Origin of the sequence: Ligilactobacillus araffinosus DSM 20653 (genome assembly GCF_001435375.1) — a bacterium.
GTDB lineage: Bacteria > Bacillota > Bacilli > Lactobacillales > Lactobacillaceae > Ligilactobacillus > Ligilactobacillus araffinosus.
This window is the reverse complement of the sequence record NZ_AYYZ01000011.1, coordinates 1-14,517: the sequence shown is the minus strand read 5'-3', so window position 1 is coordinate 14,517 and position 14,517 is coordinate 1. Positions and strand designations below refer to the sequence as shown.

Sequence of the window (14,517 nt, the reverse complement as noted above, 5' to 3'; positions counted from 1 at the left end):
ATTTTATCATAACGAACATATTTTCGCATTTTAAAAAACTTAATTCCGGCAAGCAAAAAGGCTGGAAATCCACCAGCCTTAAATACTTTTCTATTTAATTATTCGATTAGCCTTTGACAAACGCCATCACTGTATCTTCAAACTGTTGCCGCTTAGCAAATGCTTCGTCTTGTGAATCAGCTTGCGTTCCAATATAGAATTTGATCTTCGGTTCTGTTCCTGAAGGCCGAACAGCGATCCAAGTCCCATCTTCAAGCAAGTACTTCAATACGTTTGACTTTGGAATCTTGATTTCTTCAACCGTTCCGTCAGCATTCGTCTTCATTGACTTTTTAAAGTCTTCTAAGGCAACGACCCTGTAACCAGCAAATTCCTTTGGTGATTCTTCACGGAACTTTGTCATCAAGTCTTCAATTTCCTTAGCGCCTTCAACCCCATCAAAGGTCAATGAAATTGTCTTTTCAGCGAAGTAACCATACTTTTTAAAGAGTTCTTGCAAACCATCATAAAGATTCATGCCTTGCTTCTTGTAAAAGGCAGCAACTTCGGCAAGCATTACTAATGATTGAATGGCATCTTTATCACGAACGAATGGACGAATCAAATAGCCGTAACTTTCTTCGAAGCCAAACATAAATGTGTGCGAACCATCAGCTTCAAAATTCTTAATTTGTTCAGCAATAAACTTGAAGCCCGTTAAAACGTTGATCATCTTAACGTTAAAGTTGGCAGCGACTTTAGTTGCAAATTCACTTGATACGATTGATTTAACAGCCACTGCATTTGATGGCAATGTACCAGCATTTTTCCGGGCCGTCAAAATGTAGTTCAAAAGAATGGCAGCAATCTGGTTCCCAGTCAATAACTTGTATTCACCATCTGGTTGGCGAACTGCAGCGCCTAAACGGTCAGCATCCGGGTCAACCCCGATCAACAGGTCAGCCCCTTCTTTTTTACCAAGTTCAATTGCCAAATCAAAGGCAGCCGGATCTTCTGGGTTTGGCTTTTTAACGGTTGAAAATTCCGGATCTGGTTCAGCTTGTTGCGGAACCATCGTGAAGTTTTCAAATCCGGCTTGTTTCAAAGCCTTTTCCCCTAACATTGCTCCCGTACCATGAAGCGGTGTAAAGATCAACTTCATTGTTTTGCCTTCTTCGGCAACCAATTCATGATTGATTGTTACTTGGTTAACTTCTTCTAAGTATGCCTTATCGACTTCGTCACCGATAATCTTAAGGGTACCATCTTCGATCAACGCATCCTTATCAGCAACTTTAACGCCAAAAATGTCCTTAACTTGACGAATATACTTAGTGATCATATCTGATTCTTGAGGTGGCATTTGTGCCCCATCTTCGCCGTAGATCTTGTATCCGTTGTATTGCTTTGGATTATGACTTGCAGTGATCATAATTCCAGCATATGTATGTAAATGACGAACTGTAAATGAAAGTTCTGGAGTTGGACGTAAACTTTCAAAAACAAATGTTGGAATTCCATGGGATCCTAAAACCCGGGCAGCATCAAATGCAAATTCTTGTGAATGGTGCCGTGAATCATAACTGATTGCAACCCCGCGTTGCTTAGTTGCATCATCAAGAGTGTCCATAAAGGTTGCAAGGCCCTCAGTTGCTTGACGAACGGTATAAATGTTCATCCGATTGATTCCAACACCTAAAATGCCCCGCATTCCAGCAGTGCCAAATGAAAGCGGTTCGTAAAATGCATCTTCCAATGCCTCTTGATTATTTGCTAATTGATCTAATTCAACCTTTAAATCAGCTGCTAATTCAGGATTATTTTTCCATGTTTGATAGTTTTCTTCCCAACTCATTAATATCACCTTCCTAAATACCACTTTAATTTTACTATAAAAGCGTTTTTATCGTAACTATTTTTGATTAAATTTTATTTTTTAACCGCATTCTGGTCTAAATACCATGGTTGATCAAATTTCTGCCGCCGAACGATCCAGATTGCCAATGCACTGAAAAAGAAAATAAATGACAACCATTGTGAAATCCGAAGCGGACCTAACATTAAGCTGTCTGTCCGCATTCCTTCGATAAAGAAACGACCGAATGAATACCACATTACGTACGTCAAAAAGACTTCGCCACGCTTAAACAACTGTTTCCGATGCCGGAGCACCATCAGTAAAATAAACCCGGCAATATCCCATACCGATTCATACAAAAATGTCGGCTGGTAATATATCCCATTGATACACATTTGCTGAACGATAAAATGCGGTAAGTGCAATGTATTTTGCAAAAATGCAAGTGACGTTTCAACTCCATGAGCTTCTTGGTTAACAAAGTTGCCCCACCGGCCAATTCCTTGAGCCATAATCACAGTTGGGGCAACAATGTCTAAAAACTCCCATGATGAAATCCCACGGTGCTTGCAAAAGATAATCAACGTGATTGCCGCGCCAATTAACCCACCGTAAATTGCAATTCCGCCATCCCAAATCCGATAAATCATTTCGGGATTAGCTGAATAGTATTGCCATTGAAAAATAACGTAATAAATTCGGGCACAAATAATCGAAATCGGTAACCCAACAATTAAATAATCGTAAATGTTTTCTTCATCAAGTCCGCGACGGTTCCCTTCCCGAACTGATAAAATAACCGCAAGCAAAACCCCAGTTGCAATAATAATTCCATACCAGTGAACCATGATCGGTCCAATTGTAAATGCAATTCGATTAATAATCGCTGTTGCTGAAATATTCAAAACTTTCCATCTCTCTTATTTATTCTGAGTTGAATTTTCTTTAATTAAATTATTCAAGTTTTCATCAAACGTCTTCGTTGCATCATAGCCCATTGTCTTTGCCCGGTAATTCATTGCCGCTGCTTCAACAATAATAGCCATGTTCCGTCCGACTTTGACTGGAATCGTGATCTTCGGAATCTTAATTCCTAATAATTCTTGTTCTTCTTCGCCGCTTCCTAGGCGATCAAATTGTTTATCCTTACTCCAATTTTCAAGGTGAACAATCAGTGAAATATGAGCATGCGTCCGGACAGCTCCTGCACCGTATAAGTTCATCACGTCGATAATCCCAACTCCCCGAATCTCAAGCAAATGAGCTAAGATTTTCGGCGGTTCACCATAAACCGTAAATTCATCCTTTTTATAAACTTCAACCCGGTCATCAGCAATCAACCGGTGACCACGCTTGATCAAATCAAGGGCAGTTTCAGATTTTCCGACTCCAGAATCACCGGTAATCAAAACCCCTAATCCATAGATATCAACCAAAACTCCGTGAAGCGATTGCCGTTCTGCTAGTTGACCTTGTAAATAATACGTGATCCGTGAAGCAATTCGCGAAGTTGATGACTTCGTTCCTAAAATTGGAATATTTTTTTCGGCAGCTGCGGTTGCCATACTTTCAGGAACCGGTAATGACCGTGAAACAACCAAGCATGGCGTTTCATCAGTACATAACTGTCGCATAACCTTAAGTTGATTTTCAGACGTTAACCGTTGTGAAAATGAAATTTCTGTCATTCCGAAAAGTTGGACCCGTTCAGCCGGATAGTAATCAAAATATCCAGTTAGTTCCAATCCTGGACGAGAGATATCATCGGTTTTGATCAACCGCTTATCAAGATATTCTTGTCCTGAATACACGGTCAATCCACATGCATCAGCTAACTGTTTGACTGTTACACTTCGCATCCTCATTCCTCATTTCTGAAAGCCTTTTTATCTAATATTTTACCATTAAATTTAATCAGTGCCGATTAATTATTCGATAAAATGGTCGGAAACGATCATATTAACCACACTGATAATGATTGCAGTCACTAACGTTGCGCCAAAACTACTGAAGGCAAAATCAGGTTTTAGCGCCCATGAAGCAAGTTCAAGCATAAACGCATTGATCACCACATAAAACAACCCGAATGTCAGCGCAGTGATCGGCAATGACAGCAACACAATAATCGGTTTAACAAAGCGATTCAGCAAACCGACAACGACTGCCGCCACAAATGCCATCCAAAGACTTGAAACGTGAAACATCGATGGAAAAAATCCGGCAATCGCAATAAAAATCAGCGTATCAAGAATTGCTTTTTTCCAGAATCCCATGAATGATTTCCCTTCTACTTTTTAATATCTTTTTCCTTAACGTCCCGAATAACTTTTCGACCTTGATTATTTGGCCGTGCTGGACGATTCGTCGTTTGATTTCCAAAAAAAGAACTAAAACTTTTTACCGATTGGTTTGGATTAAGCGGCATTGCTAGGGCTAAAATAACATAAATGCCGACCGGTAAAATCGAAAGCCGGGCAAACATTGAACAAATTAAAGCAAAAATCAAATAACCAATTCGGATGTATTTTGGATCAATTCCAAAATAATCCGCAAAACCGCCGCATACTCCAAATAAAATTCGATGCTCGTTTGAACGGTAAAGTTTCTTTTTCATTCAAATCCTCCCACTTTAATTCAGCTTACGAAATTGGACGATTCCAAGCTCGTATGGTGAATCATTATAAATTGCTCCTTCAGTGATCTTCAAATCACCACTCATTGTCTTGACTTTCAAATGGCAATATGCAGAGTCAAGTTGTAATGCCGCATAAAATTGATTCTCATTCATAACTGGTTGGTTATTGCATGTCAAAATCACATCGCCAGGATTAAGGCTCATTTTCGCAGCTGGCGTTCCTGGGCGAATCGCAATTACCCGAATGCCTTCGCTTACTTCAATATATTGAGCCCGGTTTTTATTTACCTGTAAATAATGATAGAGATGAATTCCAACCGTCAACGCCAACATTAGTATGATCCACCAAATTCCCAGATGCGGCAACAACCATGCCACAACGGCGAGGACAAATGCTCCAACCGCCAAAATCAGATTCTGCTTTTGCACCGCTTGCATCCGAGTTTCAATTTGTTCACCACGAATCCGACCTGCACTGCTGACAAAAAATGGCAAGATAAATAAACCGAAGTGGACTTCGCCAAAATGAAACAACGGCAAAAAATGAAACAGCTTTTCCATTAAAGTCCCTGGAATATAAACCATTAATGGTAAAACTATAAACTCGCTCCAGCGGTAAACTGCCAACCGACGTTTTCGCCGATTTTGCTTGATTTGCGGCGTAAACCAGATTGTATTTTCGCCATGGGTCAATCGTCCTTTAACAAAGTAATTAAACCCTAATAGCAATAGAATCACAGGTAAAATTGTTGGATGCCGCAGAACCGCCAAAATTCCCAAAATATATAGCGGAACAGTACTTAAATCAATACGTGACGTGCAAAGAATCGCCACCGCTGCCAAGATTTCGTACAAGACAATTATTTTCATTGGTAAATAACACCCAATAATCAAACTGATCAATGAGCCAACGATTCCCCACAAAATACCTCTCTTAATAAAATGGCGAATTTCAAAAAAATCCTTATTCAACGCAATTTTAAAGTTACGGCGATCACCGCGAATTCGAAGCGAATAGCAGATGATCGTCCACAAAATTCCCAGCCACAATAATGGTTGAATCAAAAATGTTCCAATTAATTTTAAAAATTCCATTCATATCCCTCTTTATTGCGGATTTTCCTGTTGCAACTTCCATTGAAGATAGGCGTTAATAAAGCCATCAAGATCGCCATCCATTACTGCCTGGTTGTTAGCCGTTTCATACCCAGTCCGGTGATCTTTGACCATTGAATACGGATGAAACACGTAAGACCGAATCTGCGATCCCCAGCCAATATCCATTTGCTCACCTTGAATCTCAGCTTTTTGCCGCTGCTTTTCTTCTAATTCGCGTTGATAAAGTTTAGCCCTTAACATGCTTTCTGCCGTTGCCCGGTTTTGAAATTGCGACCGTTGTGCTTGACTAGAAACAACGATCCCGGTTGGAATGTGGATCAAACGCACCGCTGATGACGTCTTATTGATGTGTTGTCCTCCAGCACCGCTTGAACGGAAAACTTCCATTTTAATATCTTCTGGTCGTAAATCAACTTCAACACTGTCATCAAGTTCTGGCATGACGTTAACAGACGCAAATGAGGTGTGCCGTCTGCCAGCCGCATCAAATGGGGAAATCCGAACCAGTCGGTGAACACCTTTTTCACTGCGCAGATAACCGTATGCATTCGTTCCCTTGATCATTAAAGTTACACTCTTGATCCCAGCTTCTTCACCAACTTGATAATCAGCAACTTCAACCTTAAAGTTATGCTGTTCGGCCCACCGCATGTACATCCGCATCAGCATTGAACCCCAATCTTGCGATTCAGTTCCCCCAGCCCCAGGGTGAATTTCAAGAATTGCATTATCCTTGTCATACTTACCATTCAACAGCAAGGATAATTGATACTTCTCAAGTTGCGCTTGGGTATCATTCAGTTGGGTTTCTAATTCTCCCCGAAGATCCACATCCGTTTCATCTTCCTGAACTAATTCAAACAAAACATCTAAATCGTCAATTGATTGTGAAAGTTGATGAAAGTTATCAAACTTATTCTTTAATTCATTATTTTCATTAATTAATTTTTGAGCAGCTGTTCCATCATCCCAGAATCCAGGTTCAGCCATCTTCGACTCATTTTCAGCAATTTGCTCTTCAAGACTTTCTAAGTCAAAGAGACCTCCCGAACTCAGAGATCTGATGGTTCATTGCTTCGATTTTATTTCGATAATCAGCAATTTCCATTTTGATTCTCCTTTGATATTAATTCTCTTTCATTATACATGAATCGCTTTTGAACGAAAACTACCATAAAATGCAGAAAAGGGATCGTGGCACTCACCACGATCTCTTTTTTCCTATTTTTTCTTTGCGGTTGCAATTTCTCGATCTGGGAAGAATAACGTAAACGTTGTTCCTTTACCTTCGGTACTTGTAACCTTGATTTTTCCTTTATGCTGTTGAATCAATTGGTGAACGATTGCAAGTCCCAATCCAGACTCACCTTTTGTCCGAGCGCGTGACTGATCAGCCTTATAATAGCGTTCCCAAATATTATCCAACTGTTCCTGACTCATTCCGATTCCAGTATCTGAAACCTTAATTTCTGTTCCAGTTTGCTTTTCACGTCGTTTAACGACCACTTTGATTGTTCCATCAGTTGTAAACTGGATCGCATTTTGAATGATATTATAGAAAATTTGCGTGAAACGATCATAGTCTGCACACACGGGAATGTCTTCCTGCGTCTGCATTTCAAAATGGTCATGTGCTTCATCTGCCTTTGGAGTTAATTGTCGCATGATTTTATTCAAAGCCTCGGTTGCATTAAATTTTGTTAAATTAAGCTGCATTGAACCTGATCGAATTCGCTCATAGTCAAGATTATCATTGACAAGTCGAATCAGTCGTTTTGTTTCATCACGCATTAAGTCAATACTTTCATCTTTTTTATTTTCTGGAATTGCATCATATTTCAAGCCTTCAAGAAGCCCGTTAATTGTCGTTAATGGTGTTCGCATTTCGTGAGCAGCATTTGCAAAAAACTCTTTTCGCCGTTGTTCTTGGCGTTGAATTTCTTCTGATGATTTTTTTAACGAACCAACCATTTGATTAAGATCAATTGCCAGTTCGTCAAGTTCATCCTGATTACCATGTTGAATTTGAACATCAAAGTTTCCTTCCGCAACTTGCCGAGTTGCAGCCTGCATTTTCTTTATTCGTTTAGTGATATAACGAGCAATTAAATAACTAATAATAAACCCTAAAACTGTGCAGATCATTAATGCAACTATTAAGTTTTGCTGAACTTTACGAAAATCATTATGAATATTTGAAACGGCTGATGCAACTGAAATTACCGCCACAAGTTGGCCATTAACATCAAAACATGGCATAAAGATATCTGTCATTCTTTGTTTAGGCATAAACCTAGAATGTACTTTAGGATGTGATCCATGATCATCCTTAAAAAGTCTACCTTTCCCTGCAAGATCGTCACGACGCTTTAAAATTTTGCCACTTTGAAGAGCTTTCCAATCATTCTTTGAAATTGTTGATTTAAAGCCATATTGCGGATAAAGAACCTGATCAGGACTTACATATATCGTAAAGTGGACATCGTTATTTTTTAATATCATTTCACTATCATGAAGTACTTCTGCGTCTAAGGTAATCTGTGTTTTTCCTTGACTATCTGTAGTTAACTTCAATGCATTATCGCGAATACTTTGAGCATAGCCCTCCATGCGTGTCCAAGCATCTTGATATACATTCTCTTTAGTTAAATGAAAAAGTAATACTCCAACAATTGCAAGAAAACAAACAATCATTGTAAAAAATATTGCCATTTGCTGATACAGAAGTTTGAACTTAAACTTCATTTTACTTTACCTCTGAATCATCAAATTTATAACCGACACCCCAAACAGTTTGAATAACTTGCGGTCCGACTTTTTCAATTTTTTGCCGGATTTTTTTAATATGGGCATCAACTGTTCGCTCATCGCCGTAGTATTCATAATCCCATACAAGTTGCAGTAATTGTTCTCGAGAAAAAACTTGACGTGGCTTTTGAGCTAGGGTCTTTAAAAGGTCAAATTCCTTTGGTGTTAAATTATTTAACGGTTTACCATCCAAAAAAACTTCACGTGTTGTCGTACTTAATTTTAAATGATCAGTTACAACATCGAATTTTTCAGCCGTATTCGTATCTGCTTTATCATCACCATTCATCATTGCTCGCCGATGCAGTGCTTTAATCCGGGCGATTAAAGTAATTGGTGAAAACGGCTTGACAACATAATCATCCGCTCCCATTTCCAATCCTAAAACTTGGTCGCTTTCTGAATCTCGAGCCGTCAAAATGATAATCGGAACGGTTTTTGAAATTTTCCGAATTTCAGCGTTAACTTGCATTCCATCCATTTTTGGAAGGTTCAAGTCCAACGTGATCATATCCCAGCTATTAGGAGTCGCCTTGAATTTTTCAATCGCTTCTTCACCATCGTAAGCATATGTGGCATCCCAGTTTTCTTTTTCAAAAAACATCGACATCATTTCACAAACAGACTTGTTATCTTCAATCATTAAAATCTTCATTAAAATCTCTCCTACCTAATTATCAAGCTGAATTTAACAAAAAAGACTGAAGAAGGATTATTCCCTAGCTTCAGCCCTCTTATGGAGATGGCGGGAGTCGAACCCGCGTCCAAGCATATCGCCACCTAAACATCTACGTTCATAGTCACACTATTTAAATTTCATTGATAACTCCGCCGTGTAACATAGCCACCGCTACCAACTAGCCTGGTCGATCTCTTTTGCCAATTTCAGACGGGAACTGGCAACGTAGTCCACTGCATATAAAACCTCAATCAGAACGTGGACGATCCTAATCAAGATTTACGCTATACCGCGATTAGGCAGCTAAGGCGTATGAATTATTATTATTTTTTGCAGTTATATTTAACTGAGCGTTTTATAGTAGTCGCAACCTACTAAGCGCAGTTTAAGCTCGACCTATACCTGTCGAATCCTAAACATCCCCAAAATCTATTACATTAGTATTTTATCATAATCATACCAAAAAACAAATTTTGTGCTTGCCATCCCTTTATCTTTTCTTATTAATACACAATTACCGGTTCATTAACTGAAAGTGAATTATAAACTTGGCTAGCTTGGTCTGGACGAATATTAGCACACCCGTCCGATCCTTGAGTCAAATATGCATCTTTTGACCAATTTGTCCGCCACGAAGCATCGTGGAACCCACAACCATCATTTGTAAATTGAGCCCAATATTGAACTTTACAACTGTACGCCTTGCCATTATAGCCAACACCTTTCAATGTTGAAGGAGATTGCTTATACATAATATAATAGACCCCTTTGGGCGTATCATTATGTGATTGAACGTTCCCAGTTACCACATCAACCTGATCAACTAATTTACCATCACGATAAAACCATGCGTGTTGATCAGCAATTGAAAGTTCAGCGTAGGTATCACCAATGCCATCGTTTGATGTTACACCATAACCCGTTCCGTTTTCATTGTAACCAATGCCATAAATATTATTCTTAGCATCCACGGTCTTCGTGCCATTTTCATAAGCTTTCAAAATACTTGCAACCGCACTCTTCGTATCAATTGCCCAGCCATATGTTTTGCCTTGGACTTGAATGGTATTGCCGTTTGAGGTCTTAAAGTTGAACTTCTTGCCAAGAGTCGATTGACTCTTGTTGATTTGATCAATCTTATCTGCAAGCGCCTTTGAATTAATTTGATACTTACCGTTAACATATTTAGCCGATGTAATCATCTGCTTAGCTGGTAAATTGTAATCTTGATTTTCAACCTTGTAATCAACCGTTGCATTTGCCAAATCCTGCAACTTCGCCTTTTCAGTTTGAACTTGTTGACTTGATTCAGTTACTGGCTTGGCAATGATGGCTTTCAAATCAATGTGATCATCATTGACTTGATTATCGTATTCCTTCATCATTGCCTTAACGTTGTATTGTTTTCCGTCTTTAGCCTTTTCAACTGAAACTGTTCCGTTTTTCAAAACCGCACATGCATCCCGGGCAGGTGTCCGGTCAGCGTTCATTGCCGTTAACTTTTGTTCAACCGCATTACGCAAATCGGTTGTCCGGTATTGATTATTTTGATTTGATGAAACGTTGTAATTTTTTGTTTTACTTGTTGGAACCAAAGTAAATTGTTTCTTCAAAATTGCTTTGACTTCTGGTTCATCCTGAGCGGTAACTCCGGATGCAGTTTGTTTTCCCTGGTAAATTACCTGATTACCAACTTTAACCGTATTATCTAATTTTCCGTTCTCGAGTTTTGACATTGCTTGACTTGCAGTCAATCCCCCAACATTAACTCCATTAATGGCAACTTCTTTATTAAAATGGTTTGCTTGATAAGCTGCCATTCCACCGAATGCAATGACAATTACTGCGATTACAACATCCGCAATAATTGCTCCTTTCTTTTTCGCTTTGATACCTATCAATCCCTCCATTAGTTTACTTACCTAATTATAGCTTTTAAAATTAAGTTTTCAATCCTTAATTTAACTAAATTCATTGAATTAAAAATGGAAAATTTATGACCGTTTTCTAATAAATTTATAATTCCTCATAAACCGCAATTAAATCTAATTAACAGACCTTCAAAGCTCAAATATTTTTAAATCACGTATTGTAAATTCCTTGTCCTATTAAAATTACATCTGGTCCATTTTGGCATTCAGCATTTGATCAACAATCACATTTCCCTTATTATCTGCATGGCCTTTGGTCCAAATAAATTTAATTTGTGAAAAGTACGGTAAAAGCCGATCGATTTCTTGCCATAATTCTTGATTAGCTACTGTTTCACCAGATGACTTGCGCCACCCATTTCGTTTCCATGATTGCAGCCAATTTTTTTGAATCGCTTGCAAAACGTACCGCGAATCTAAGATTGCATTGATTTTTTCGTGATTCCATCCGCGTTGTCCAAGAACCTTCAATGCATTTCTTAAAGCCATCAATTCCATGCGGTTATTAGTTGCGCCATATTCTCCGCCGGTCCCGCGTACATTATGTCCATCCCGTCGAATCAAGAACGCCCAGGCTGCCTTATCATCGGCATGTACATGATCTCCCGCGTGATTGCCGTGATTACGGGATCCGCCGTCAGTAAATAAGAGAATGTCTGGATTCTTCCAACCACTTTGGACGGCTGAAGACTTCTTTGGGGGATTTGAAACTTCATTTTTTTGAAGATAACTTTCTGCATCAGTTCGTTGGCGAAAGCTTTTATATTCTGCTTTGGGAAATCCCTTAACTTGAGTTTCACACTCACTCCAAGTTGAATAAATTCCTGGTTTGCGTCCTTTGCGCACAGCGTAAAATTTCATTGTAATTCCCTTCTAAAATAAAAAATGAGGCTGCGCTCATCGCTCAGTCTCGCATAAGTCTTTAATTTTTTACCTTTTAATTACTTTTCAAACTTCGTCCGTAACCCCTTTAAAGATTGTTCTAATCTCTTTAACGGTTCTTTGAGTGTTAAATAATAGACACTTTGAAGCCCTTTTTTATGAAACGAAACAATCCCTGCATCCCGCAAAATCTTAAGATGATGCGAAACCGCGGGTTGAGTAATTGCCATTCTCTCCGTGATTGAAGTTACTGTCAACCCATCATCTAAGTGGTGAGCAAGGAGTACGATGATTTTTTGCCGATTTCGATCTGCCAATGCATGCATTACATTAAAGTCTTTTTCAAACGATTTAATCGCAGCTTCTTGCTGTTGATTTAACTTGCTAACTGCCATCCTTCCCCACTTCTTTCATAAACCAATTTCAATTATAGAGTACCATTATGATTTGATAACAGCAAGCGTTTACACCACAATTTTATAAATTTAAATTAAATGAACAGATAAATCGACAAAAACATGCATGCCGTCCCGCCCATCACCAGCAAATGCCAAATTACGTGCGCAAATCGTAAATTACGAATACTGTAAATCAATGCTCCAAGGGTAAAAATTACTCCACCAGCAACCAATAACCACGATGAAGTGATTCCTAAACTCGTTAATAGCGATTTGGCTCCCAGTAAACACATCCATCCCATTAAAATGTACAAAAGAGTTTCAACCTTTTGCTGCCGGTTTTTAGCAAATAAATGATAGGCCATTCCGCCAATGGCAAGTGCCCAAATCACAACCAGCATTCCGATTCCCAGCCAGCCGCGAATTGCCAGTAAACAATACGGTGTGTAAGTACCAGCAATCAATAAGTTAATCCCGCAATGATCAAAACATTGGAAAATTCGACTAAATTTTGTAAAGTACAACGAATGAAAAAGGGTTGAAAACAAATATAATCCGATTAACGTTATTCCATAAATGATCACCGTAACTGCAACCAAGATCGAATTCGTTCTGATTCCTTTTAAAATCAATAACACTAATCCCCAAATACTTAAGCCAATTCCAATTGCATGGGTAACTGCACTTAATATTTCATTGATAATCTGTTCTTTATGTGTCATATTATCGCCTCCAAAATATATAACATAATTATACCATATCTAGACTTTAATTCTAGATGAAGCGAATTAAAATAACAAACAATTTCAAAGCAAACATTTAATTTTCAATTAAAATTTTAAAACATGATATAATAAGACTAAATTAGTTAAAGAAGGATTTAATATAATGAAGACTGATGAATTACTTGCAAACGCTCCTCACCTTCCGCAATGGAAGGAACTACCAGATCTAGCCCTTTATATGGATCAGGTCGTTAATCTTGGAAACCGATACCTTCAATCGCTTATTTCAGTCCCGATTACCGCGTCGATGGTGAACAGCTACGTCAAAAAAGGATTAATGCCTAAACCAATCAAAAAGAAATATTCACAAGAACACGTTGCTTCGCTGATTCTAATCACCATCATGAAACAGGTCTACTCGCTTGATGATATTCATGAATGGCTGATTTCCAACGTCCAAGATAATTACCAGGAAAATTACAATTCATTTTGCAAAGCTTTCAACACTGCATTTGCAGATCTTGATTTGCACCACTTTAATCTTGAACTGCATTTTGATGAATCTAGCCGGGCCGAATTAGCATTGAACCTTATTATTCAAACCGTGATTTGTAAAATTATCAGTGAACATTTAATCAATGAGCATTAAAAATTCCGTTAAGCAGCAACTGCTTAGCGGAATTTTTATTTTTTACAAAAAAAACGCCCCCATTACTGGAGAGCGTTTTTTATTTGCCACTATTCTTCTTTATCTTTTTTTCGTTTTCCGATTCCAAAGAATCCAAGCAATCCTGAAAGAACGAGCAACAATTCACCAAACAACGAATGATTTGATGAATCTTCACCGGTTTGCGGCAAAGTATTCTTATTTTCATTTGGTTGAGTAGCTAAATTATTTGGTGTTTGCTTTTCAATCTTGGTTGATTGCTCTACAACACGAACCGTTCCTTCATTAGTTGATGAAACTGTCTTCTTTACCACTTCAACCTTCGATGATTGACTTGCTACTGTTTTAGCAGTTTGAACAGGTTTCTTCAATGGTTGAACGTGTTCAGTCGACTTTTCAACTGATGCCTGAGGCTTCTTAGCTGGTTCGCTCGGCTTTTGTTCTGGTGCTGCCGGCTTCTTGGCTGGTTCGCTCGGCTTTTGTTCTGGTGTTGTTGGTTTATCAACTGTGTAGACAACATTAACAACTTGATTAGCAGAATTTACTGAAACATTGTTTTCAGCTTCAACTGTCTTTTGAGTTGGTGTGTAGTCTTTAACAATTGGTGATTCAACAGCATCGTAACCATCGTTACCGCTTGATTGCCAATTGCTGTAAGTTACTTTACCAGTAACTTTGTTAACCGTTGCGTTCCGGGTAAACGTAATCGTTTGCGTTACGTTTGGTGCTAATTGTTTACCATTAGCATCTACGTAATTGATCGTCCGGGTAACCTTCTTGGTCAAATCTAAGTTGTCTGGGTTGTTATCCGGTGTGATTGTCGTTGTCCCTTCATT

The 14,517-nt window shown here is 38.6% G+C and carries 15 protein-coding genes and 1 other RNA gene; 1 reads left to right on the top strand and 15 read right to left on the bottom strand.

Annotation, left to right across the window (positions count from 1 at the left end; translation table 11 throughout):
- Positions 1–106 precede the first annotated feature (106 nt).
- From FC64_RS01900 to trhA, 14 genes are all read right to left on the bottom strand, one after another.
- Positions 107–1,834 carry a phospho-sugar mutase gene (locus FC64_RS01900; RefSeq protein WP_057906284.1) on the bottom strand — a complete coding sequence of 576 codons (1,728 nt, stop codon included), beginning with the start codon at positions 1,832–1,834 and terminating at the stop codon, positions 107–109.
- Between the two features lie 74 nt (positions 1,835–1,908).
- Positions 1,909–2,742 (bottom strand): prolipoprotein diacylglyceryl transferase, encoded by an 834-nt coding sequence (lgt, locus tag FC64_RS01895; protein ID WP_081035609.1) that lies wholly within the window; start codon positions 2,740–2,742, stop codon positions 1,909–1,911.
- Positions 2,743–2,757: 15 nt separating this feature from the next.
- On the bottom strand, positions 2,758–3,696 hold the full coding sequence (hprK, locus tag FC64_RS01890) for an HPr(Ser) kinase/phosphatase (RefSeq protein ID WP_057906283.1): 939 nt from the start codon (positions 3,694–3,696) through the stop codon (positions 2,758–2,760).
- Positions 3,697–3,765: 69 nt separating this feature from the next.
- On the bottom strand, positions 3,766–4,110 hold the full coding sequence (locus tag FC64_RS01885; RefSeq protein WP_057826879.1) for a phage holin family protein: 345 nt from the start codon (positions 4,108–4,110) through the stop codon (positions 3,766–3,768).
- 14 nt (positions 4,111–4,124) lie between these two features.
- On the bottom strand, positions 4,125–4,451 hold the full coding sequence (locus FC64_RS01880) for a PspC domain-containing protein (protein WP_057906282.1): 327 nt from the start codon (positions 4,449–4,451) through the stop codon (positions 4,125–4,127).
- Positions 4,452–4,466: 15 nt separating this feature from the next.
- On the bottom strand, positions 4,467–5,567 hold the full coding sequence (locus FC64_RS01875) for a PDZ domain-containing protein (RefSeq protein ID WP_057906281.1): 1,101 nt from the start codon (positions 5,565–5,567) through the stop codon (positions 4,467–4,469).
- Positions 5,568–5,579: 12 nt separating this feature from the next.
- Positions 5,580–6,699, bottom strand: a protein-coding gene (gene prfB / locus FC64_RS01870; protein WP_235804827.1) for a peptide chain release factor 2 whose coding sequence is annotated in 2 segments (ribosomal slippage) — positions 5,580–6,626 and positions 6,628–6,699 — 1,119 coding nt in all. Because the reading frame shifts where the segments join, the coding sequence is not laid out codon by codon here.
- Positions 6,700–6,812: 113 nt separating this feature from the next.
- Positions 6,813–8,336, bottom strand: a complete 1,524-nt coding sequence (locus tag FC64_RS01865) for a sensor histidine kinase (protein ID WP_057906279.1) — start codon at positions 8,334–8,336, stop codon at positions 6,813–6,815.
- A 1-nt stretch (position 8,337) separates the two neighbouring features.
- Positions 8,338–9,054, bottom strand: a complete 717-nt coding sequence (locus FC64_RS01860; RefSeq protein WP_057906278.1) for a response regulator transcription factor — start codon at positions 9,052–9,054, stop codon at positions 8,338–8,340.
- A gap of 79 nt (positions 9,055–9,133) precedes the next feature.
- Positions 9,134–9,502: a transfer-messenger RNA gene (ssrA, locus tag FC64_RS07305) on the bottom strand.
- A gap of 79 nt (positions 9,503–9,581) precedes the next feature.
- Positions 9,582–10,979 carry a L,D-transpeptidase family protein gene (locus FC64_RS01855; RefSeq protein WP_202987236.1) on the bottom strand — a complete coding sequence of 466 codons (1,398 nt, stop codon included), beginning with the start codon at positions 10,977–10,979 and terminating at the stop codon, positions 9,582–9,584.
- A gap of 213 nt (positions 10,980–11,192) precedes the next feature.
- The gene (locus tag FC64_RS01850) at positions 11,193–11,870 is read right to left on the bottom strand and encodes a ribonuclease H family protein (protein ID WP_057906277.1); all 678 of its coding nucleotides are present in this window, start codon (positions 11,868–11,870) and stop codon (positions 11,193–11,195) included.
- An 80-nt stretch (positions 11,871–11,950) separates the two neighbouring features.
- The gene (locus tag FC64_RS01845; protein WP_057906276.1) at positions 11,951–12,286 is read right to left on the bottom strand and encodes an ArsR/SmtB family transcription factor; all 336 of its coding nucleotides are present in this window, start codon (positions 12,284–12,286) and stop codon (positions 11,951–11,953) included.
- A gap of 95 nt (positions 12,287–12,381) precedes the next feature.
- On the bottom strand, positions 12,382–13,011 hold the full coding sequence (gene trhA / locus FC64_RS01840; protein ID WP_057906275.1) for a PAQR family membrane homeostasis protein TrhA: 630 nt from the start codon (positions 13,009–13,011) through the stop codon (positions 12,382–12,384).
- 166 nt (positions 13,012–13,177) lie between these two features.
- Between trhA and FC64_RS01835 the strand changes: the two genes are divergently transcribed.
- The gene (locus tag FC64_RS01835) at positions 13,178–13,663 is read left to right on the top strand and encodes a DUF1836 domain-containing protein (RefSeq protein WP_057906274.1); all 486 of its coding nucleotides are present in this window, start codon (positions 13,178–13,180) and stop codon (positions 13,661–13,663) included.
- 89 nt (positions 13,664–13,752) lie between these two features.
- On the opposite strand, the gene FC64_RS01830 is transcribed toward FC64_RS01835, so the two are convergent.
- Positions 13,753–14,517: mucin-binding protein (locus FC64_RS01830; RefSeq protein WP_202987235.1), on the bottom strand; the 765-nt coding region annotated here is incomplete at its 5' end.